20 protein-coding genes and 1 riboswitch are annotated in these 21,153 nt (G+C 35.5%); of the genes, 18 read left to right on the top strand and 2 right to left on the bottom strand.

Annotated features, from left to right (window positions below; genetic code table 11):
* Nucleotides 1-10: 10 nt before the first annotated feature.
* From D8M03_RS00705 to D8M03_RS00715, 3 genes are read left to right on the top strand one after another with little or no spacing between them, the layout of a single operon-like run.
* Nucleotides 11-292, top strand: a complete 282-nt coding sequence (locus tag D8M03_RS00705) for a (2Fe-2S)-binding protein (RefSeq protein WP_121212757.1) — start codon at nucleotides 11-13, stop codon at nucleotides 290-292.
* A complete protein-coding gene (locus D8M03_RS00710; protein ID WP_121212758.1) occupies nucleotides 279-1,481 on the top strand; it encodes an NAD(P)/FAD-dependent oxidoreductase in 1,203 nt (400 codons plus the stop codon). The genes D8M03_RS00705 and D8M03_RS00710 overlap by 14 nt, the downstream gene beginning before the upstream one ends.
* Nucleotides 1,482-1,730 (top strand): (2Fe-2S)-binding protein, encoded by a 249-nt coding sequence (locus D8M03_RS00715; RefSeq protein ID WP_121212759.1) that lies wholly within the window; start codon nucleotides 1,482-1,484, stop codon nucleotides 1,728-1,730. It abuts the gene before it with no gap.
* 137 nt (nucleotides 1,731-1,867) lie between these two features.
* Here D8M03_RS00715 and rnhC read toward each other — a convergent pair whose 3' ends face one another.
* A complete protein-coding gene (gene rnhC, locus D8M03_RS00720) occupies nucleotides 1,868-2,818 on the bottom strand; it encodes a ribonuclease HIII (protein ID WP_121212760.1) in 951 nt (316 codons plus the stop codon).
* A gap of 175 nt (nucleotides 2,819-2,993) precedes the next feature.
* Between rnhC and zapA the strand changes: the two genes are divergently transcribed.
* The 13 genes from zapA to D8M03_RS00785 all read left to right on the top strand — a co-directional run bounded on the left by zapA (nucleotide 2,994) and on the right by D8M03_RS00785 (nucleotide 17,967).
* Complete coding sequence (zapA, locus tag D8M03_RS00725; RefSeq protein WP_121212761.1) at nucleotides 2,994-3,260, top strand: cell division protein ZapA; 267 nt, start codon at nucleotides 2,994-2,996, stop codon at nucleotides 3,258-3,260.
* 5 nt (nucleotides 3,261-3,265) lie between these two features.
* The gene (locus D8M03_RS00730) at nucleotides 3,266-3,802 is read left to right on the top strand and encodes a CvpA family protein (RefSeq protein ID WP_121212762.1); all 537 of its coding nucleotides are present in this window, start codon (nucleotides 3,266-3,268) and stop codon (nucleotides 3,800-3,802) included.
* Between the two features lie 240 nt (nucleotides 3,803-4,042).
* Nucleotides 4,043-5,752 carry a DNA polymerase/3'-5' exonuclease PolX gene (gene polX / locus D8M03_RS00735; protein WP_121212763.1) on the top strand — a complete coding sequence of 570 codons (1,710 nt, stop codon included), beginning with the start codon at nucleotides 4,043-4,045 and terminating at the stop codon, nucleotides 5,750-5,752.
* 34 nt (nucleotides 5,753-5,786) lie between these two features.
* Nucleotides 5,787-8,153 carry an endonuclease MutS2 gene (locus tag D8M03_RS00740; protein ID WP_121212764.1) on the top strand — a complete coding sequence of 789 codons (2,367 nt, stop codon included), beginning with the start codon at nucleotides 5,787-5,789 and terminating at the stop codon, nucleotides 8,151-8,153.
* A 58-nt stretch (nucleotides 8,154-8,211) separates the two neighbouring features.
* Entirely contained in the window at nucleotides 8,212-8,625 is a 414-nt protein-coding gene (locus D8M03_RS00745) for a DUF350 domain-containing protein (protein ID WP_121212765.1), read from the top strand.
* 359 nt (nucleotides 8,626-8,984) lie between these two features.
* The gene (locus D8M03_RS00750; protein ID WP_121212766.1) at nucleotides 8,985-10,676 is read left to right on the top strand and encodes an AMP-binding protein; all 1,692 of its coding nucleotides are present in this window, start codon (nucleotides 8,985-8,987) and stop codon (nucleotides 10,674-10,676) included.
* Nucleotides 10,677-10,772: 96 nt separating this feature from the next.
* The gene (locus tag D8M03_RS00755) at nucleotides 10,773-11,354 is read left to right on the top strand and encodes a TetR/AcrR family transcriptional regulator (RefSeq protein WP_121212767.1); all 582 of its coding nucleotides are present in this window, start codon (nucleotides 10,773-10,775) and stop codon (nucleotides 11,352-11,354) included.
* A gap of 14 nt (nucleotides 11,355-11,368) precedes the next feature.
* Nucleotides 11,369-12,142, top strand: coding sequence for an enoyl-CoA hydratase (locus tag D8M03_RS00760; protein WP_121212768.1), 774 nt, complete (start codon nucleotides 11,369-11,371; stop codon nucleotides 12,140-12,142).
* A 23-nt stretch (nucleotides 12,143-12,165) separates the two neighbouring features.
* Nucleotides 12,166-12,939: an electron transfer flavoprotein subunit beta/FixA family protein gene (locus D8M03_RS00765; protein WP_121212769.1), complete on the top strand. Its 774-nt coding sequence runs from the start codon at nucleotides 12,166-12,168 to the stop codon at nucleotides 12,937-12,939.
* Nucleotides 12,940-12,975: 36 nt separating this feature from the next.
* Entirely contained in the window at nucleotides 12,976-13,953 is a 978-nt protein-coding gene (locus tag D8M03_RS00770) for an electron transfer flavoprotein subunit alpha/FixB family protein (protein WP_121212770.1), read from the top strand.
* Nucleotides 13,954-14,111: 158 nt separating this feature from the next.
* Nucleotides 14,112-14,426, top strand: coding sequence for a thioredoxin (gene trxA, locus D8M03_RS00775; protein ID WP_121212771.1), 315 nt, complete (start codon nucleotides 14,112-14,114; stop codon nucleotides 14,424-14,426).
* Nucleotides 14,427-14,627: 201 nt separating this feature from the next.
* Nucleotides 14,628-16,418: an excinuclease ABC subunit UvrC gene (gene uvrC / locus D8M03_RS00780; protein ID WP_121212772.1), complete on the top strand. Its 1,791-nt coding sequence runs from the start codon at nucleotides 14,628-14,630 to the stop codon at nucleotides 16,416-16,418.
* A 32-nt stretch (nucleotides 16,419-16,450) separates the two neighbouring features.
* Nucleotides 16,451-16,633, top strand: a riboswitch (Lysine riboswitch).
* 110 nt (nucleotides 16,634-16,743) lie between these two features.
* Entirely contained in the window at nucleotides 16,744-17,967 is a 1,224-nt protein-coding gene (locus tag D8M03_RS00785; RefSeq protein ID WP_121212773.1) for an aspartate kinase, read from the top strand.
* 68 nt (nucleotides 17,968-18,035) lie between these two features.
* On the opposite strand, the gene D8M03_RS00790 is transcribed toward D8M03_RS00785, so the two are convergent.
* Nucleotides 18,036-18,452 (bottom strand): YslB family protein, encoded by a 417-nt coding sequence (locus tag D8M03_RS00790; RefSeq protein ID WP_121212774.1) that lies wholly within the window; start codon nucleotides 18,450-18,452, stop codon nucleotides 18,036-18,038.
* Between the two features lie 276 nt (nucleotides 18,453-18,728).
* Here D8M03_RS00790 and D8M03_RS00795 point away from each other — a divergent pair, with 276 nt between their 5' ends.
* Together D8M03_RS00795 and sdhA are read left to right on the top strand one after the other, a co-directional pair.
* A complete protein-coding gene (locus D8M03_RS00795) occupies nucleotides 18,729-19,343 on the top strand; it encodes a succinate dehydrogenase cytochrome b558 subunit (protein ID WP_121212775.1) in 615 nt (204 codons plus the stop codon).
* A gap of 55 nt (nucleotides 19,344-19,398) precedes the next feature.
* On the top strand, nucleotides 19,399-21,147 hold the full coding sequence (sdhA, locus tag D8M03_RS00800; RefSeq protein ID WP_121212776.1) for a succinate dehydrogenase flavoprotein subunit: 1,749 nt from the start codon (nucleotides 19,399-19,401) through the stop codon (nucleotides 21,145-21,147).
* The last annotated feature ends 6 nt before the right edge of the window (nucleotides 21,148-21,153 follow it).

Here is a 21,153-nt window from a genome sequence, read left to right on the forward strand (position 1 = left end):
AGGGGTTACGATGGCTAAGCAAAAAGAAATCCATTTTATCTTTAATGGGAAAGAAATAAAAGGGATTGAAGGACAGCCAATAGCAGCAGCATTATTTAATAATGGAATACGAGCAATTCGTCAATGTGAGGTTACTGGGGAACAAAGAGGGGTCTATTGTGGAATTGGGCATTGTTTTGAATGTAGAGCAACAGTGAATGGCATTCCGGGAATACGTACTTGTTTAACCCTAATTGAAGAAAATATGATTGTCACAAGTAATCTTGCTGGTGTGCAAAATGATGAAGTGTGATGTTGTTATTATTGGTGCTGGCCCTGCTGGATTAACTGCTTCCATTGAACTTGCTTTAAAAGGTCTACAAGTAGTTATTGTGGATGAAAATTATCGTTCAGGTGGACGTTTGTTAGGGCAGTTATATGAGGACAGAAGAAAGAAACGAGTTTGGGCTGGGAAAATAATTGCAAAGGATTTGGCTGACAAAGCAAAGGCACTAAGTGTGAAATTTTTATTTGACACATCCGTGTGGAAAATAGAGGATAAAAAAGTTTTTCTATCAAATGAAGTGGTAAAAGTGATAGAGGCAAAAGCAATTTTATTAGCTACGGGAGCAATAGAAAAAGCATTGCCTATACCTGGATGGCAAAAGGTAGGGGTCGTTACTGTCGGAGCAGCCCAAACATTTACGAATCTCCACAATGTTAAAATTGGGCAAAATGTTATTTTTGTTGGGATCGATCCACTATCCATTTCTGTCGCAATTGAAATGAAACATGCAGGGGTAAATGTGAAAGGCTTATTTTTACCACCTACTACAAACTTGTTAAATCAAAAATGCAATCCTAAAGAAGTACTAGAATCTGTTGCATCAGCTGCTGGAATGGCGACAAATCCAATTTATCGTTTGGGTGGAAAATTTGTTCATGGTGCTTATACAAAACTTTTATTACATTTGCTGAAATATAAGCAACTAAAAATAAATGGGATTCCCATTTATTTTAGAAAAGCAGTAACACAAATCAACGGCCGCGCAGAAGTTCAGAGTGTCAATGTAAGAAGTTTAAAGATTGATGGTGAAGTAACAGAGGTTGAAAAAACTTTACATGTAGATACGGTTTGCCTATCTGGAGGGTTATTACCGCTGATTGATCTGTCTCAATTAGCTAATTGTGTCATTATAGATATTCCTGAACTAGGTGGATTTGTTCCATTGCATAATGAACATTTGAAAACTACAGTAGAAGGAATTTATGTTGCAGGTAATATTACTGGTATTGAAGGTGCTCAAGTGGCAATGGCCCAAGGGAAACTTGCCGCAAGGAGTATTTTAAGAGAATTTAATTTAAGTAGTGAAAATGAAATATCTGTTGCATTTAATGAGATAGAAAAGGCAAGAATTCTTTCGCCAATTACATTTCTTCCGGAAATTCGTAAAGGGAGACAAATTATGAGAGACAAATGGGAGGAGTATTTAAAAAGATAGATGGATGACCTATTAATATGCCGATGTGAAGGGGTATGCATGGGATTGATTTTAAAAGCGATAGATGAGGGAAGCACAAGTGTTCAAGGGGTTAAAAAAAGGACTCGAGCTGGAATGGGGTATTGTCAAGGAAGAACGTGTCAACCGATTTTGAGGGATATTTTACAAAAATCAATTGGTCAAAATGAAATAGAACAAACCCAAAAAGCACAAGCACCGGTTCGTCCAATACCATTAGGGAAATTATAGAAAAGGGCTTGTCCAGGAAGGTGAAATTTACTGAACAGCCCTCTTCTTAGCTTTGTTCCTGCGGTAGTCGAAAAAAATTTCCACTATCCTCGTCTCATATGAATTGTCTCAAAACAAGTTTTCAGACAATCCCTTTTCTATTTTCTTTTTTTCTCAATTAAATGGCGGGCTTTATCGGTATTAGCAAAATGCCATTTCGCCATAGAGCGTAACGTTTCTTCTCCGTGTTTTAACCAAATATTCGCTGCCATTTCATCAACTTTACCACTTGCTCCTTTTTGTAGTTCAGTTCCTACAATTTTACTTAGTCGATCCATTTCTCTTAAAAAGGCATAACGAGCTAAAATAGAGGCTGCTGCAACGGCGCTATGTAGTTGTTCAGCTTTTGTTGAGAATAATACATTTTCACGAACAATTTCTTTCTCATTTTTTAAATGGTTATAGTAAATATTTCGTTCTGCAAACTGGTCAATTAAAATATAATCTGGTTTTTTAGGCGCAATTTTCGATAAAACATTTTTTAACGCTTGATTATGAAGCATTGCTTTTATTTTTCCTTGAGAATAGCCTTTTGCTTGAAGCTGATTATATTTTTCGTTCCGTAAAGTTAATATGCTGTGGGGACAAATATTCATAATATCTGGAGCCATTCTTGTCATAAGGGTGTCATTTAACATTTTTGAATCCTTAACACCAATTTCATAAATTAATTCAATTTTATCTTTTGGTACATAAACAGCTGCAACCGTTACTGGTCCAAAGTAATCGCCAGTACCTGTTTCATCCGAACCGATAACCGACATTGTAGCAAAGTTCTCTGGAAGTTTATCGCCTTTTGCGTTAATTGCATTGGGATTAGGGTTTTGTACAGGATTTTTTTCTTTCACTTCACCCCAACGACTTGCTTCACGTTTTGCACCGATTCCTTGAAACATTACTTTACCGGATTTATAAATCGTTATTGCTGTATCTGGAAGTTTAGCAGCAAAAATGACACCCGGTGCATTTCGTTCCACCGTAGAAGTTGCATAGTAAGTTTTTATTTCATTTTGTATCTCTGATGAAAGTTGTAACACAATATTCGACATAAGTTCGTCCCTTTCTTGGTTCGTTGTTCACATCAAAATACGTTTCATGTTATGATATGTATTATAAATTTTCCAAATATATTCTAATTTGATAGAAATAAAACGATATAGATTATCGACTTTTTCTTTCATTTTGAAAGATTAGCTTGTTATATACGTTCTGGGAGGTATTATTTTGGTTGATCAGGAACAAGTAAAAAATCGAATAACCGTGGAAATTTACGGTCATTCTTATAAAATGGTAGGAACTGAATCGACTGGTCATATGCGATTAGTTGCATCCATAGTAGATGATAAAATGAAAGAAATACATATACATAATCCATCTTTAGATAGTTCAAAGTTAGCAGTACTTACAGCTGTTAATACTGTTCATGAACTATTAAAATTAAAAGAGCAAGTTGAACAGCTTGAAGAAGAGCTGAAAAAATTAAAGGGTTGAAATAAATGTTAGATATTATCTTATTACTGATTTTTGCTGGTAGTTTACTTGTTGGATTGAAACGTGGCTTTATTGTGCAAGCCATTCACTTATCTAGTTTTTTTATTGCACTACTAGTTGCGTATATCTATTATAAACCATTGGCAGAAAAATTTGTTTTATGGGTTCCTTATCCAGGAATTACACAAGATTCTTCCATGACGTTAATTTTAGATAGTTTAGATGTCGATCAAACGTTTTATCGAATTATTGCCTTTGCAGTAATTTTCTTTGTCGTTAAACTTGCAATGCAAATTTTAGCTTCTGTATTCGATTTCTTAAAGTATTTTCCTATATTAAACTCGGTGAATCGAGTTCTAGGTGCAGCACTTTGCTTTGTAGAGTTTTATTTTATTTTGTTTATTATTATGTATGTGTTAGCATTGATACCAATTAGTTCTGTTCAAAACTTAATGGGCAGTTCAATTATCGCTAATCTTATGTTAGAACATACACCGATTTTGACTAAAATTGTACAAAATTGGTGGTATATTTATAAATAGTAAAGGGGACGTCTGAAAATTTATTTTAGACGTCCCCTTTGAGACGAGGATGGTGGCATTTTAATGCGACCACCACAGGAGCACAATTTCTGTAACGAAACTTAAATATATTTACAACATTTTTTACAGAAATTTAATAAGAATAGGATAGGCTGTCTAGAAGAATTACATTTTCTGGACAGCCACTTTCCTTTTTCACGATGACAAATTGAATCTATTTCGCATGGACGGAGGTTCTTTATGAATAAAAAAATCGTTATCAAAACATTAGAAAAAATTGCGCTATTACTTGAACTTCAAGGTGAAAACCCTTTTAAAATTTCAGCTTTTCGAAAAGCTGCCAATGCCCTGGAACTAGATGAAAGAAGTCTAGATGAGATAGAAGACATTACGAAAATTAAAGGTATCGGAAAAGGTACAGCTGCTGTCATCTATGAGTTGATTGAAAAAGGAGAATCATCACAATTACAAGAGCTTGAAGAAGCAGTACCTAAAGGATTAATTCCATTATTGAAGCTTCCTGGCCTTGGTGGGAAAAAACTTGCTAAACTCTATAGTGAACTTGGCATTGATAGTGCAGAAAAATTAAAAGAAGCTTGTGAATCCAACGCTGTTCAAAAACTGGCAGGCTTCGGTCCGAAAACAGAAGAAAAGATTTTAAAAGAACTAGAACATTTTGGAGAACGGAAAGAACGTCTACCGATTTGGTATTTACAAACAGTGGTGGTGGATATTCAAAATGTACTTTTGGACATTTTAGAAATTCAAAAGTTTTCAGTAGCAGGAAGTTTCCGTCGTGTCAGTGAGATGAGTAAAGATATTGATTTTATTGTTGCTACGGACAAGCCAGAAAAAGTGAAGGAACAATTGCTTGAAAACTTAGTAATAAAAGAAGTAGTCGCAGCAGGGGATACAAAAGTGTCTGTCATTATTGACGGGGAAGACCCAGTAAGTGTCGATTTCCGATTAGTTGCTGAAAATGAATTTGCAACGGCTCTCCATCATTTTACAGGTTCAAAAGATCACAATGTTCGCATGCGTCAATTAGCAAAAGAACAAGGCAAGAAAATTAGTGAATATGGTGTTGAACAACAAGATGGAACGATTGTAACATTTGATTCAGAAGAAGAATTTTTTGCTCATTTTGATTTACCATTTATCCCGCCAACAGTAAGGGAGTCTGGTAAAGAGCTTGAACGTTTAGATGAATTAGACAATCTTGTTACCTTAGATTCAATTGTCTCTGATTTACACATGCATACAACTTGGTCAGATGGTGCCCACACTGTTCGAGAAATGGGTGAGGCTTTAATTAGTCGTGGATATACACATGGTGTGATTACGGACCATTCTCAATATTTAAAAGTCGCAAATGGATTAACTCCTGAAAGATTGAAAAAACAGCGTCTTGATATTTTTGAGTTTAATGAAACACATCCAAACTTTACCCTATATGCAGGTACAGAAATGGATATTTTACCAGATGGAACGTTAGATTATGACGATGATGTGATGAAAGAACTGGATTTTGTAATTGCATCAATCCATTCTAGTTTTTCACAACCTCAGGAAAAGATTATGAAAAGGTTATTTACTGCAATCAGTAATCCATATGTACACATGATTGCTCATCCAACTGGGCGCATTATAGGTCAACGTGAAGGTTATAATCCTGATATACCGCAATTAATCCAATGGGCAAATGAGTACGGTAAAATTTTAGAACTAAATGCGAACCCTTTCCGTTTAGATTTATGCATAGAACATCTTATGATGGCGATGGAATTAAATGTGCCAATCGCAATAAATACAGATGCCCATGCAATTGAGCAACTATTATTTATGGAAATTGGTACGAAATATGCGCAAAAAGCATGGGTGAAAAAAGATTTAGTTGTAAATACATGGTCAAAAGAACAATTTGAAACTTTTATTAGAAAAAACAAGTAGAGAAATATAAGTATGATTTAGGAGGTGTTCGGGAGTGATCGCAGAACGAGCATTGAAGACATTAGAATATGATAAAGTACGTGAACAAGTAGCCACATTCTGTACATCTTCATTAGGTAAAAGTGCAATTGAACAACTAATTCCCGAAACAGAATTTGCAAAAGTTGTTGAACTGTTAGAAGAAATGGATGAAGGACTTTCGATTTTACGTGTAAAAGGAAATGTACCAATGGGGGGCATTTTTGATGTGCGACCACATGCCAAACGAGCACAAATCGGCGGTATGTTAAGCCCTGTTGAATTAATGGAAATTGCAAGTACAATCCGCGCAAGTCGAATCTTGCGTAATTTTATTGAAGAAATTCAAGAAGAGGGAGAAATCCAAATTCCTCATTTCATTGAACGAAAAGAGCAATTACCTGTACTTACTGCATTACAACATGAAATAAATGATTGTATTGATGATAATGGTACAGTTCTAGATTCTGCTAGTACGACTTTACGATCCATTCGCCAATCATTACGTTCAGAAGAAGCAAAGGTGCGTCAAAAGTTAGAAAGTTTAACGCGCGGATCCAATGCGTCAAAAATGCTATCAGATGCCATTGTGACAATTCGAAATGACCGTTTTGTAATTCCAGTAAAACAAGAATACCGTGCCCATTACGGCGGTATAGTCCATGATCAATCTTCTTCAGGACAAACGCTATTTATCGAACCAGAATCCGTTGTACAGGCAAATAATGAAATTGGTCGATTAAAAATTAAAGAGAAAGTTGAAATTGAACGAATTTTAACGGAACTTTCTGCCAAAGTTCAAGAAGTTGCTCATGAACTATTTATTCTAGTTCAAATTTTAGGTGATATCGATGTCATTTTAGCTAAGGGGAAATACGGACAAGCAAATAAATGTACAAAACCAACAATTAATGAAGAAGGCTATATCAAACTCGTTCGTGCTAGACATCCACTTATTCCAATAGAGGATGCCGTTCCAAATACAATTGAATTTGGAAGAGATATTACAGCAATTGTTATTACTGGGCCAAACACAGGGGGGAAAACTGTTACATTAAAAACAGTTGGACTTTGTACATTAATGGCGCAAGCTGGTTTACCTGTTCCAGCATTAGACGGGTCAGAATTAGCCGTATTCGACCAATTATTTGCTGATATTGGTGACGAACAATCCATTGAACAATCTTTATCAACATTCTCATCTCATATGGTAAATATTGTAGATATTTTAAGTAAATTTGACTCAAGATCGCTTGTATTATTTGATGAGCTTGGAGCAGGAACGGACCCACAAGAAGGTGCAGCATTAGCGATTTCTATATTGGATGAAGTAGTTGGCAGAGGTGCTAGAGTAATGGCAACTACCCATTATCCAGAACTGAAAGCATATGGCTATAATCGTCCTGGAGTAGTAAATGCTAGCGTTGAATTTGATGTGGAAACATTGAGTCCAACATACCGTTTACTCATTGGAGTTCCAGGTCGTTCAAATGCATTTGAAATATCAAAACGTCTAGGCTTAAAAGAATCAATTATCAATCAAGCAAAATCCTTCACTGGTTCTGACCGTCATGAAGTTGAAGCAATGATTGCTTCATTAGAAGAAAGTAGACGTCGTTCTGAGCGTGAAGCAGAAGAAGCACATGAACTACTTGAAGAGGCACGTACATTACATGAAGAACTTAATGAACGCTTAAAAACATTTGATGAAAAGAAAGATAATTTAGAGAAGAAGGCAAAAGACAAAGCCCGAAAAATTGTTGACCAAGCAAAAGAAGAGGCTGAAAAAATTATTGCAGAACTACGCGAAATGCGTGAAAATGCAAATAAGGCTATTAAAGAACACGAGCTAATCGATGCGAAAAAACGTCTAGAAGAAGCAGCACCAATCGAGAACCCTGTACTGAAGAAGCAAGCACAAATTAGAGAACGTGAGCAGAATCTAAAAGTTGGCGATGAAGTAAAAGTTATTAGTTATGGTCAAAAAGGGACGTTACTTGAGAAAGTATCGGAAAAAGAATGGGTTGTACAAATCGGCATCTTAAAAATGAAATTAGAAGAATCAGACTTACAATATGTGAAGCCAGAAAAACAAAAACAAACTGTCGCTATGACAAATGTTAAAAATCGTAATTCCTATGTGAAATTAGAATTGGATTTACGTGGAGAACGGTATGAAGATGCTATCCTACGTACAGAAAAATATATAGATGATGCACTTCTGGCTAATTATCCACGCGTTTCAATCATCCATGGTAAAGGCACGGGTGCATTAAGACAAGGAATTCAAAACTTCCTTAAAGGACATAAACGTGTGAAGTCATTCCGCTATGGTGAAGCAGGTGAAGGTGGATTTGGCGTCACTATAGTTGAATTGAAATAACAAAATTTTAGGTGGAGTTTACTTCTCCATCTAAAATTTAGAATTAGGGGATGACATTATGCTAGGTTCGAGTTTTTGGCAACACCCTTTAGTAGAAACAGCAGGATACTTTAGTGTTGTAGTACTCTGTTTGGTTGTTTCAATGGTTGTATTTGAAATAGTTACTAAATATAAAAATTGGGATGAAATAAAAAAGGGGAATGTCGCCGTAGCTCTTGCTACTGGGGGAAAAATACTAGGCATTTGTAATATATTTAGATATTCGATTGAACGTCATTCGACCTTACTTGAAATGGTCGGTTGGGGATTCTTTGGATTTGTATTATTAATTTTTGCGTATCTTTTATTCGAGTTTTTAACACCACGCTTCAAAGTTGATGAAGAGATAGCGAATGATAATCGTTCAGTTGGATTTATTTCCTTTACTATTTCTCTCGGTTTATCATTTGTCATTGGGGCAAGCATTGTATAGGAGGACAAATGGAGAAATTAGCAAAAGTATTAATAGTTGTCTGTATTTTATTTTTAATTGTAGGCATTTATTATTTGTCTACTATATAAAATGGTTTAATGCTAGTAGATTAATGGGATAATCTACTAGTTTTTTTGTTTATACCGTAGTTTAGTTGTTATCTTATTATAGTATTTTTGGAGAAATCATCTACCAATTTTATTATCTAATCATCAATAACAATGCTATTAAAACGAGAATATTTTTATGTTTTCTAGCAAATTTTTGAAAGTTTTATAAAAATAGTTTGAAAGCCTTTTCCTTTTCAATTATAATAATTGTAAGAAAATTTAAAAATTTGAATAAAGAGGAGGATTTTCATGACTGATAAAGTGTGGCTTTCGCAATATCCAGAAGAAATTCCTCATAGTTTAACCTATGAGGATATACCTGTTCAAAGTTTATTAACTAGGGCATATGAGAAGCATCCGAATAAAATTTCTGTTCACTTTATGGGAAGAGATCTAACTTTTAAGGAAGTGTATGAATCCTCATTAAAATTTGCAAATTATCTTAGGCGTTTAGGTGTGGAAAAAGGTGACCGTGTTGCGATTATGTTACCGAATTGTCCGCAAGCAGTTATCGCTTACTACGGTGTTTTATTAGCGGGTGGTATTGTTGTCCAAACAAACCCACTTTACACTGAACGTGAATTACAATATCAAATGGAAGATTCCGGTGCTAAAGTTATTTTATCATTAGATATACTATATCCAAGAATTACAAAAGTGATAAAGAGAACGAAAATTGAAAACGTTATCATCACAGCAATTAAAGATTATTTACCATTCCCGAAAAATTTAATTTATCCATTTATACAAAAAAAACAATATGGCTTTAGTGTCAAAGTAGAACATAAAGGCATTACACATTTATTTACTGAAATTATGCGCACACAAGAACCTGCATCACTCGAAGTTGATTTTAATTCAGAAGATGATATTGCATTGCTTCAATATACGGGTGGAACTACGGGATCACCAAAAGGAGTTATGTTAACTCATAAAAATTTAATTGCGAATACAAAAATGTGTGATGCATGGATGTATAAATGTAAAGACGGGGAAGAAGTATTTTTAGGTGTACTTCCATTTTTCCATGTATATGGGATGACAACTGTATTAATTTTATCAGTCATGAAATATTCCAAGATGGTGCTATTACCAAAGTTTGATATTGAACAAACTTTAAAAGCAATAGACAAACATAAACCAACACTATTCCCTGGTGCACCAACCATGTACATTGGGTTATTGAATCATCCTGAAATAGGAAAATATGATTTATCATCTATTAAGGCTTGTTTAAGTGGTTCTGCTCCATTACCTGTTGAGGTGCAAGAAAAATTTGAAGCAATAACTGGTGGGAAATTAGTGGAAGGCTATGGACTAACGGAAACTTCGCCAGTTACACATGTTAATTTTATCTGGGGTAATCGCGTGAAGGGCTCAATCGGCGTACCATGGCCAGATACGGATGCCGTTATCCTCCGTTCTAGTGATGGAATAATTTTGCCTCCTGGAGAAATTGGAGAAATTGCCATTAAAGGACCTCAAGTGATGAAAGGCTATTGGAATCGACCTGAAGATACTGCAATGACATTTATAGATGGATGGTTCTTAACAGGAGATTTAGGCTATATGGATGAAAATGGATATTTCTATGTAGTTGATCGCAAAAAAGATATGATTATTGCTGGTGGATTTAATATTTATCCACGTGAAGTAGAGGAAGTACTATACGAACACGATGCAGTACAAGAATGTGTGGTAGCGGGAATTCCTGATCCTTATCGTGGAGAGACGGTAAAAGCTTTTATCGTTTTAAAAGAAGGAAAATCTGTAACAGAGGAAGAATTAGATAAATATTGCCGTCAAAATTTAGCTGCATTCAAAGTGCCACGATATTATGAATTCCGTAAAGAATTACCAAAGACTGCAGTGGGTAAAATATTAAGACGTACTTTAGTGGAAGAAGAAAAACAAAAAAACTTAGAATTACAGGCTAAATAATATAGTGAAATATTGACAGAAAGTTGAATAAATTATAATATGAAAACATGAATGAATCGTCATTCATGTTTTCATATTTTTTTGGTGGTGAGCTATATGAAGCGTGATAAACCGAAGTATAAACAAATTATTGATGCTGCTGTTATTGCGATTGCAGAAAATGGCTATCATCAAGCTCAAGTTTCAAAGATTGCAAAACAAGCGGGAATTGCTGACGGTACAATTTATTTGTATTTCAAAAATAAGGAAGATATATTAATCTCGGTTTTTGAAGAAAAAATGGGTGTATTTATTGAGAATTTACAAGAAATCATCAAAAATGGAGAATCTTCAACTGAGAAACTTTCTCGAATGATTGAAAACCATTTTACGGTCCTAGCAAATGATCGCCACCTTGCAACAGTCACGCAATTAGAATTGAGACAATCGAGTAAACAATTGCGATTAAAGATTAACTCGGTATTAAAAGAGTATTTGAAGTTATTAGACGAAATATTAATTGAAGGTATGGTTAGTGGAGAATTCAATCCAAATATGGATGTTAGAATTGCTCGACAAATGGTATTTGGAACCATTGATGAAACCATTACAACTTGGGTAATGAATGAATATCGTTACGATTTAATTGCTACTGCTCCAAAAGTTACGCAGTTGTTATTAAATGGAATAAAGAATTAAAGGGTGTGGGAGAAATGGAATATTTACGTTGGAAGGTGGAAGATGCAGTTGCTATTGTTACAATTCAGCGACCACCTGCAAACGCACTATCAAGGGGATTAATTATAGAAATTAACGAGTTACTAGATGCTGTAGAAAATGATGATACAGTTCGCGTTATTGTATTACATGGTGAAGGGCGCTTCTTTTCTGCAGGGGCAGATATTAAAGAATTTACCGAAGTTGCTTCTGGAGCAGAGTTTTCTGAACTAGCAAGCAGTGGACAACAAGTATTCGAACGATTAGAAACTTTCCCAAAGCCAGTTATCGCTGCGATTCATGGAGCTGCACTAGGCGGTGGTTTGGAACTGGCGATGGGTTGTCATATGCGTTTTGTTTCTGAAGATGCAAAACTTGGACTGCCTGAACTGCAACTAGGTTTAATACCAGGATTTGCGGGTACACAAAGACTACCACGTTATGTTGGGGTGGCAAAGGCAGCAGAAATGCTTTTCACAAGTGAACCAATTACTGGGGTTGAAGCAGTCCAATGGGGATTAGCAAATAAAGCTTATCCAGTTGATGAATTACTACCAAAAACGTTAGAGATTGCAAAAAAAATAGCTTTAAAGAGCCCTATCGCATTAAAAACTGCGATTCAAATGTTGCAATATAATAAATCTGAATCATTCCATGAAGGGGTAAAGGCTGAGGCTCAAAGCTTTGGTACTGTATTCGAGTCTGAAGATGCCAAAGAAGGAATTCAAGCATTTATAGAAAAAAGGCAACCATCCTTTAAAGGAAAATAATTTATAACTGGAGGTCAGTAATTATGAATATTTTTGTATTAGTAAAACGTACATTTGACACAGAAGAAAAAATTGTTATTCAAAATGGTAAAATTCAAGAAGATGGTGCTGAATTTATTATTAACCCATATGATGAATACGCGATTGAAGAAGCAATCCAAATACGCGATGCTAAGGGTGGCAAAGTAGTTGTTGTCACTATCGGTGGAGAAGATTCAGAAAAACAACTAAGAACCGCGTTGGCAATGGGTGCTGATGAAGCAGTGTTAATTAATACAGAAGATGATTTAGATGAATTAGATCAAGGGGCAGCAGCTTATATTCTAGCAGAATATTTAAAAGATAAAGATGCTGATTTAATTTTAGCTGGTAACGTTGCAATTGATGGTGGAACAGGTCAAGTTGGTCCACGCGTTGCAGATTTATTAGGAATCAACTACGTTACAACAATTACAAATTTAGAAATTGATGGAACGAACGTAAAGATTGTTCGTGATGTTGAAGGGGATTTAGAAACAATTGAAACATCATTACCATTATTAGTAACTGCTCAACAAGGATTAAATGAGCCACGTTACCCATCTTTACCAGGGATTATGAAGGCTAAGAAAAAGCCTCTTGCAGAACTTGAATTAGATGATTTGGACATCGATGAAGATGATGTTGAGTTAAAAATCGAAACTGTGGAGATTTTCCTACCACCACAAAAATCTGCTGGACGTATTTTAGAAGGGGAATTATCTGCACAAGTAAAAGAGCTTGTTAACTTACTTCATACTGAAGCAAAAGTAGTCTAAGAGGATAACGAAAAAGGGTAACGGAGGGATTTATATATGGCAAAGAAAGTGTTAGTGTTAGGCGAAGTACGTGAAGGGGCTTTACGAAATGTTTCTTTTGAAGCAATTGCAGCAGCACAAAAAATTGCTGATGGTGGAGAAGTTGTAGGCGCACTAATTGGCGATCAAGTTTCTCAATTAGCTGGTAGCTTAATAGAATATGGGGCAGACCGTGTTGTAGTCGTACAGCATCCACATTTAAAATCATACACTTCTGATGGCTTTAGCCAAGCGTTACTTGCTATTAAAGATGAAGTGAAACCAGATGCAATTGTACTTGGTCATACTTCTTTAGGAAAAGACTTATCACCAAAAATCGCTTCAAGATTACAAAGTGGATTAATTTCCGATGTTACTGAAATTGAAGGTACTGGTGATGATGCATTATTTATCCGTCCAATTTATTCTGGTAAAGCATTTGAAAAAGTGAAAATTAAAGATGGCATTGTTTTTGTAACAATTCGTCCAAATAACATTGCACCAATTGAACAAGATACAAACCGTGCTGGTGAAGTAGTAGAACTTTCTGTTGATATTCAAAACTTACGAACAATTATTAAAGAAGTAGTTCGTAAAGCATCGACAGGTGTAGACTTATCGGAAGCAAAAGTAATTGTTTCAGGTGGGCGTGGTGTAAAATCTGCAGATGGTTTTGAACCATTAAAAGAGCTTGCAAACATACTAGGTGGAGCAGTTGGTGCTTCTCGTGGTGCGTGTGATGCAGGATACTGTGACTACTCGCTTCAAATTGGTCAAACTGGTAAAGTAGTTACGCCAGATCTTTATATTGCTGCTGGTATCTCTGGGGCAATCCAACATTTAGCTGGTATGTCGAACTCGAAAGTAATCGTTGCCATTAATAAAGATCCAGAAGCTAACATTTTCAAAGTAGCTGATTATGGAATTGTTGGAGACTTATTCGAAGTGATTCCATTATTAATCGAAGAATTTAAAGCATTAAAAGTTAATTCATAATTGATTTGGTGAACTGCAATTCTTAATAGGATTGCAGTTTTTTCTAGCGTAATAAAGCTTCTTAAATTCGACATAATACTACAGTAAGCAAAATATTATTTTTTCTCTGGTAAATCATGCTATACTACATTTGATGTTAGAATAAGGAGGCTATTTATATGGCAATTACACACGCAACAGATCAAGATTTCGCTCAACAAATCGAAAAAGGTTTAGTATTAGTAGACTTCTGGGCTACATGGTGTGGACCTTGTAAAATGATCGCACCTGTTTTAGAAGAGCTTGATGCTGAAATGGGAGAAGAAGTAAAAATCGTCAAATTAGACGTTGATAATAACCAAGCAACTGCTGCTGAATATCAAGTAATGTCAATTCCGACTTTATTATTATTCAAAGATGGTCAACAAGTTGCAAAAACTGTTGGATTCCAACCAAAAGAAGCATTAGCTGAATTCATTAACAACAATAAATAATTCTACTAATCAAGGGCTGTGTCAAAAGTCAAATGACTTTTAACACAGCCTTTCTTTATTATTTGCTTTTGACCTGGATTTATTTGCTTATTTGGCTAAAATATTTGCTCTTCAAAGTAATTAATTTGCTTATCTTTTCTCTCGCTTTTGTCTTCACCTAAATTTTATAATAAAGATATCGAAAAATTAAAGGTGATAAGTATGAATGAAAACATTCAATATAAATTGGCAATCTTACCGGATGAACCTGGTTGTTATTTAATGAAAGATCGTCAAGGAACAATTATTTATGTTGGAAAAGCGAAAGTCTTAAAAAATCGTGTTCGTTCTTACTTTACCGGTACGCATGATGGAAAGACCCAACGCTTAGTTAGTGAAATCGAGGACTTTGAATATATCGTCACATCTAGTAATTTAGAAGCACTAATGTTGGAGCTAAACTTAATTAAACTGCATGATCCAAAATACAATATTATGCTAAAAGACGATAAAACTTATCCTTATATAAAGATTACAAATGAAAAATATCCGCGCATACTAACAACTCGAAAAGTTAAAAAAGACAAAGCAAAATATTTTGGGCCATATCCAAATGCATTCGCTGCCAATGAAACAAGAAAATTGTTAGACCGAATTTATCCTCTCCGAAAATGTTCAAAACTACCTGATCGAGTATGTTTATATTATCATCTCGGACAATGTTTAGCTCCTTGTGTAAAGGAAATAGAGCCAATTGTTTATGAGGAAATGATTGAAGAAATTTCTAAATTTTTAAGTGGTGGCTATGAAGAAGTTAAAGACAATCTGCAAAAGAAAATGCTAGATGCAGCAGAAAATCTGGAATTCGAACGAGCAAAAGAATACCGAGATCAAATTGCTCATATCGAAACGATTATGCAAAAGCAAAAGATTGTCTCTAAAGATTTATCCAATCGAGATGTTTTCGGCTATGCCGTTGAAAAAGGATGGATGTGTGTACAAGTATTTTTTGTACGACAAGGTAAACTAATTGAAAGAGATGTGTCAATTTTTCCAATACATCAAGATCCAGAAGAAGAATTCCTAACATTTATCGGTCGTTTTTACGACATACCTGAACATATAAAACCAAAAGAAATTTTTATTCCAAGCAATATCGATGAAACTATTTTAGAAAAATTGTTGGATGTTAAAGTAATCATTCCTAAAAGGGGACAGAAAAAGGAATTAGTGGACTTGGCGATGAAAAACGCACAAATTGCTTTACATGAAAAATTTCAGCTAATTGAACGACAAGAAGAACGTACTGTAGGCGCATGTGAGGAATTAGGTTTAGCCATGAATATTGCACCACCACTTAGAATTGAAGCCTTTGATAATAGTCACATGCATGGAGCCGATGCAGTATCCGCAATGGTTGTATTTATAGACGGAAAACCTGCTAAAAAGGAATACCGAAAATATAAACTTCGAGAAGCGGCAAAACACGATGATTATGGTGCAATGCAGGAAGTAATTCGCCGTAGATACACGAGAGTTTTAAAAGAAAATTTACCTTTACCAGATTTAATCATCATCGATGGTGGAAAAGGGCAAATGGAAGTTGCTAGAGAAGTAGTGGAGGATGAACTCGGACTTTACATACCGATTGCTGGTTTGGCAAAGGATGAAAAACATAACACCTCCCAGCTACTATTCGGTGATCCACCTGTTCCAATTGAAATGAAACGAACAAGCGATGGCTTCTACTTACTCCAAAGAATTCAGGATGAAGTACACCGTTTTGCAATTACGTTTTTACGTCAACAACATCAAACGAATGCAATACAATCAGTCTTAGATCAAATTGAAGGAATAGGACCAAAACGAAAGCAACAATTATTAAAACATTTTGGATCAATCAAAAAAATAAAAGAATCTACTGTGGAACAATTAATGGAAGCAAACATACCTAGTAAAACTGCCAATGCAATATACCAATATTTCCATAAAGATACATTGCCAAAGGAATAATTGTATGATATTGTAAGCACAAGAAAATTTAATAGAATGGTAGAGGTGCAAGGTTCAATAGTAACTTGTTGAAGGATGAACAATTCCAATGAAGACTTGCGAAAGGGTAACTTGCCGAAGCGGTGAACAAATTGTTCGGTTTACTTGCTGGTTTTGCATTGAATAAATGTAAGACTGTCAGAATCTAAAAATGATTCTGGAGGGCTATCTCAGTTCATATACTTTCTTGCATTATGTATGGTGGGGCAGCTTTTCACGATAAGTGAGAGGTTGCCCTTTTTTATAGAAAACCAATTAAGTTCTTCGTATAAAGGAGAGGGTACAAATGGTTAGCATCGTAATAAAAATTGATAGCACATCACTATCATCAACTGAAAAAATAGAACAAATTGCAAAACGAATCATCGATGAAAAGAAAAGAGGACGCAATGTAATTGTGGTCGTTCCAAATATGGAGTTATTGGAAGATAAAAATTATCAAATTGTAAATCTCCTATCAGACAAACCATCAAAACGAGAGTTGCATGTAATTGAATCGACTAACGCACAAATTGCTAGTAGCCTTTTAGCAATCGCAATACAGAAAAAAGGATTTAAAGCTATTTCATTAACAGGATGGCAAGCGGGGATTGAAACAATTGAAAACAATGATAGTGTTCTAATAAGTAATATCAATGGTGAACGAATTATTGACCGCCTCAAAAAAGGAGAAATTGTTATTGTTGCAGGCTCACAAGGTGTTGATCACAAGAATAATATCTTAACACTTGGTGATGGCGGGGCAGATACAACTGCAGTAGCGATTGGAGTTGCGCTAAAGGCTGAGCATATTGAAATCTTTACTGCTCAAGATGGAATTTATACAGCAGATCCAGCAGTTGTAAAAGGTGCAAGAAGGTTAAAGCAAATCACTTATGATGAAATGTTAGAATTAGCACATTTAGGTTCTCAAACTGTACATCCAAGAGCTGTTGAACTAGCAAAAATTTATGAGATACCATTAGTAGTTCGTTCAAGTACGGAAGCTCAAGGAACATTGATTAAAGGAGAGGTTGACATGGAAAAAAACCTAGTTGTTCGTGGCGTTGCATATGAGGCAGAAATTATTCGTTTAACGGTAGGATACGATTCGTATGAAAATTCTTCGTTAGCAAATATTTTTTCAACTCTAGCCAATAACGATATCGATGTCGACATTATTGTACAAGCAGTAATAGATGGAGTAAAACCGACTGTTTCCTTCTCTATAGATAAAGAGGATTTTGCTGAAGCAATTAAAGTACTTGAAAAAAATAAACCGGAATTAGGATTTAGTTTTGCGGATTTTGAAGTTGGTTTATCAAAAGTCTCAATCGTTGGAGCAGGCATGGTTTCAAATCCTGGAGTAGCTGCTCGTATGTTTGATCGATTACGTAAGGAAAATATTCTAGTAAAAATGGTAAGTACATCAGAAATAAAAGTATCAGTTGTCGTACCACAAGATGATATGGTTAAAGCAGCAAATGCTTTACACGATGAATTTAATTTAATAGAGGAAATTGTAAAGTAGAAATAAAAAGGTGTTTTCGATTTTCGAAAACACCTTTTCTTCTATATTAATATGGAAGAAATTTATTCTTAACCTATTTTTTCCTTGTTGTCCCATTTTACTGTAAATACAATTTGATTTTGTTTTTCTCTTTTTTCATCATAGCATTCCGTAATACAGCCTTGAATTGATTGTATCTGTTCAGCAATAAAACCTGCTTCAAGTCGGAATGTTCGATTTTCTAAGTTAAACAAATCTGCTTCATTTGACAAAGTGAGGATATAACCATCTTTTTCTTCCTTTTCAACTAACAGAGTACCCCATCCTGCATCCTGAAAGAATGAGGTAATGAGTTGAAGATCAGTACATGGAAATTTACGTGCTAAATCTTTTCCAGCCCAGTAGAGAACATCCTTTTCATGTTTTCCCAAAATAGTAGGAAGTATGTAATCTCTAATAATTTCGTAACCAAATGCAGGAACTGTTTTATCGTGAATTGATGTCATCTAAAATTCCTTCTTTCATGAATTTAATTATTTTTTTAGGGTATTTTAGGAAAAGTAAGTTTTTTTCAGAATATTTATGGCTTGTCTTAGAAAAAATCTTCCATTTTCGGTCGATTAAAAAATTCCAAGTAACCTTGACGGTGTTGGTTTCTGAGAGTACAATGGACATGTCATAATATTGTACCATGATGAAATACACAGTCAATGATTGAACGTTTACAAAATAGTGACGTTATATTGGCTACTGTATTTAAAGTACTAAGGGGGGTAACAGTCTTGTCGAAAAATCGAGAGTTCTACTGGCGACGCTTACATTCACTACTAGGTATTATTCCTGTAGGTCTGTTCTTAGTGTTCCACTTATCGCTGAACTTCACTGCTACGGGTGGTGAAGAAAACTACAACAATGCTACAGGAATGATGGACTTAATTCCACACTGGCTATTGTTAATTGTTGAATGGGTAGTAATCTACATACCAATTTTATTCCATGGTCTGTATGGTATCTTTATTGCCTTTACTGCCACACACAACGTGAAACGCTTCGGTACATTCCGTAACTGGATGTTCGCAATTCAACGTTTCACAGGAGTATTCCTTGTTATTTTCATCGCTTGGCACATTTTCCAAACTCGTGTTCAAAAAGCGCTAGGTGCTGAAGTTGAATTCAGTATGATGGAAGAAATCGTTGCTAATCCATGGATGTTAGCATTCTACATCGTGGGTATTGTATCAGCTACTTTCCACTTATCTAACGGTATTTGGGCATTCTTAGTAAGCTGGGGTATTACTCAATCACCGAAATCACAAAAAGTGGCTTCATATGTTACAATGGTATTCTTCGTACTATTAAGTATCGTTGGGGTTGCTGCAATTTTAGCATTCGTGTAATTACAAAATAGAACATCAGATAGTTCTTAGCAAAAATGAGGAGTGAGGAATAATCATGGCGAAAAGCAAAATCATCGTCGTAGGTGGCGGTTTAGCCGGCTTAATGGCTACGATGAAAGCTGCTGAAGAAGGCACTGAAGTTGAATTATTCTCATTAGTACCCGTTAAACGTTCACACTCTGTTTGTGCGCAAGGCGGTATTAATGGTGCAGTAAATACAAAAGGTGAAGGGGATTCTCCATGGATCCACTTTGATGATACAGTTTATGGTGGGGACTTCTTAGCGAACCAACCACCAGTAAAAGCAATGTGTGATGCTGCTCCTGGTATCATTCATTTATTCGACCGTATGGGAGTTATGTTCAACCGTACTCCAGAAGGTTTAATTGACTTCCGTCGTTTCGGTGGTACATTAATGCACCGTACAGCATTCTCTGGTGCAACAACTGGTCAACAATTATTATACGCACTTGATGAGCAAGTTCGTCGTTATGAAGTTGATGGTTTAGTTACGAAATACGAACACTGGGAGTTCCTTGGAGTTGTTTTAGACGACGAAGGTCACTGCCGTGGTATCGTTGCTCAAAACATGCAAACTGAAGAAATCCAAGCATTCCGTTCTGATGCTGTTATTATGGCAACTGGTGGTCCTGGTATTATCTTCGGTAAATCTACAAACTCAATTATTAACACTGGTTCTGCAGCATCAATTGTTTACCAACAAGGTGCTTCATATGCAAACGGTGAAATGATTCAAATTCACCCAACAGCGATTCCTGGGGACGACAAAAACCGTCTAATGTCAGAATCTGCTCGTGGTGAAGGTGGACGAGTTTGGACTTATAAAGACGGTAAGCCTTGGTACTTCTTAGAAGAAAAATACCCAGCTTACGGTAACTTAGTACCTCGTGACATCGCAACACGTGAAATTTTTGATGTTTGTGTAAACCAAAAATTAGGTGTTAACGGTGAAAACGTAGTATATCTTGACCTTTCTCATAAAGATCCACATGAATTAGATATTAAACTAGGTGGTATCATCGAAATCTATGAAAAATTCGTAGGTGATGACCCACGTAAATTACCAATGAAAATCTTCCCAGCAGTTCACTACTCTATGGGTGGTTTATGGGTAGATTATGATCAAATGACTGAAATTCCTGGTCTATTTGCAGCTGGTGAATGTGATTACTCACAACATGGTGCAAACCGTCTTGGAGCTAACTCATTATTATCTGCAATCTACGGTGGTAGCGTAGCTGGACCAAACGCAGTTAAATATGTAAAAGGCTTAAAGAAACACGCTGAAGATCTTCCACAATCTCTATACGATGCTCGCGTTAAAGAAGAGCAAGCGAAATGGGATGCTATCCTTAAAATGGATGGAACTGAAAACGCATACTTACTGCATAAAGAACTTGGTGAGTTAATGACAGATAACGTAACAGTTGTACGTTATAACGATCGTCTAGAAGCTACTTACAACAAACTTACTGAAATGTTACAACGTTGGGAAAACATTAATATCAACGATACGCAAAAATGGAGTAACCAAGGTGCTCACTTTACTCGTCAGTTGAAAAATATGTTATACCTAGCACGTGTTATTACTAAAGGGGCACTTTTACGTAACGAATCTCGTGGAGCTCACTATAAACCAGACTTCCCTGAGCGTGACGATGAAAACTTCTTAAAAACAACTATGGCTAAATTCAATCCTAAAACAGGAGAACCAGAAATTAGCTATCAAGAAGTAGACGTTTCACTTATTCCTCCACGTAAACGTGACTACTCTTCAAACTAATAAGGA

This window comes from Ureibacillus endophyticus (assembly GCF_003628435.1).
Taxonomy (GTDB): Bacteria; Bacillota; Bacilli; order Bacillales_A; family Planococcaceae; genus Ureibacillus; species Ureibacillus endophyticus.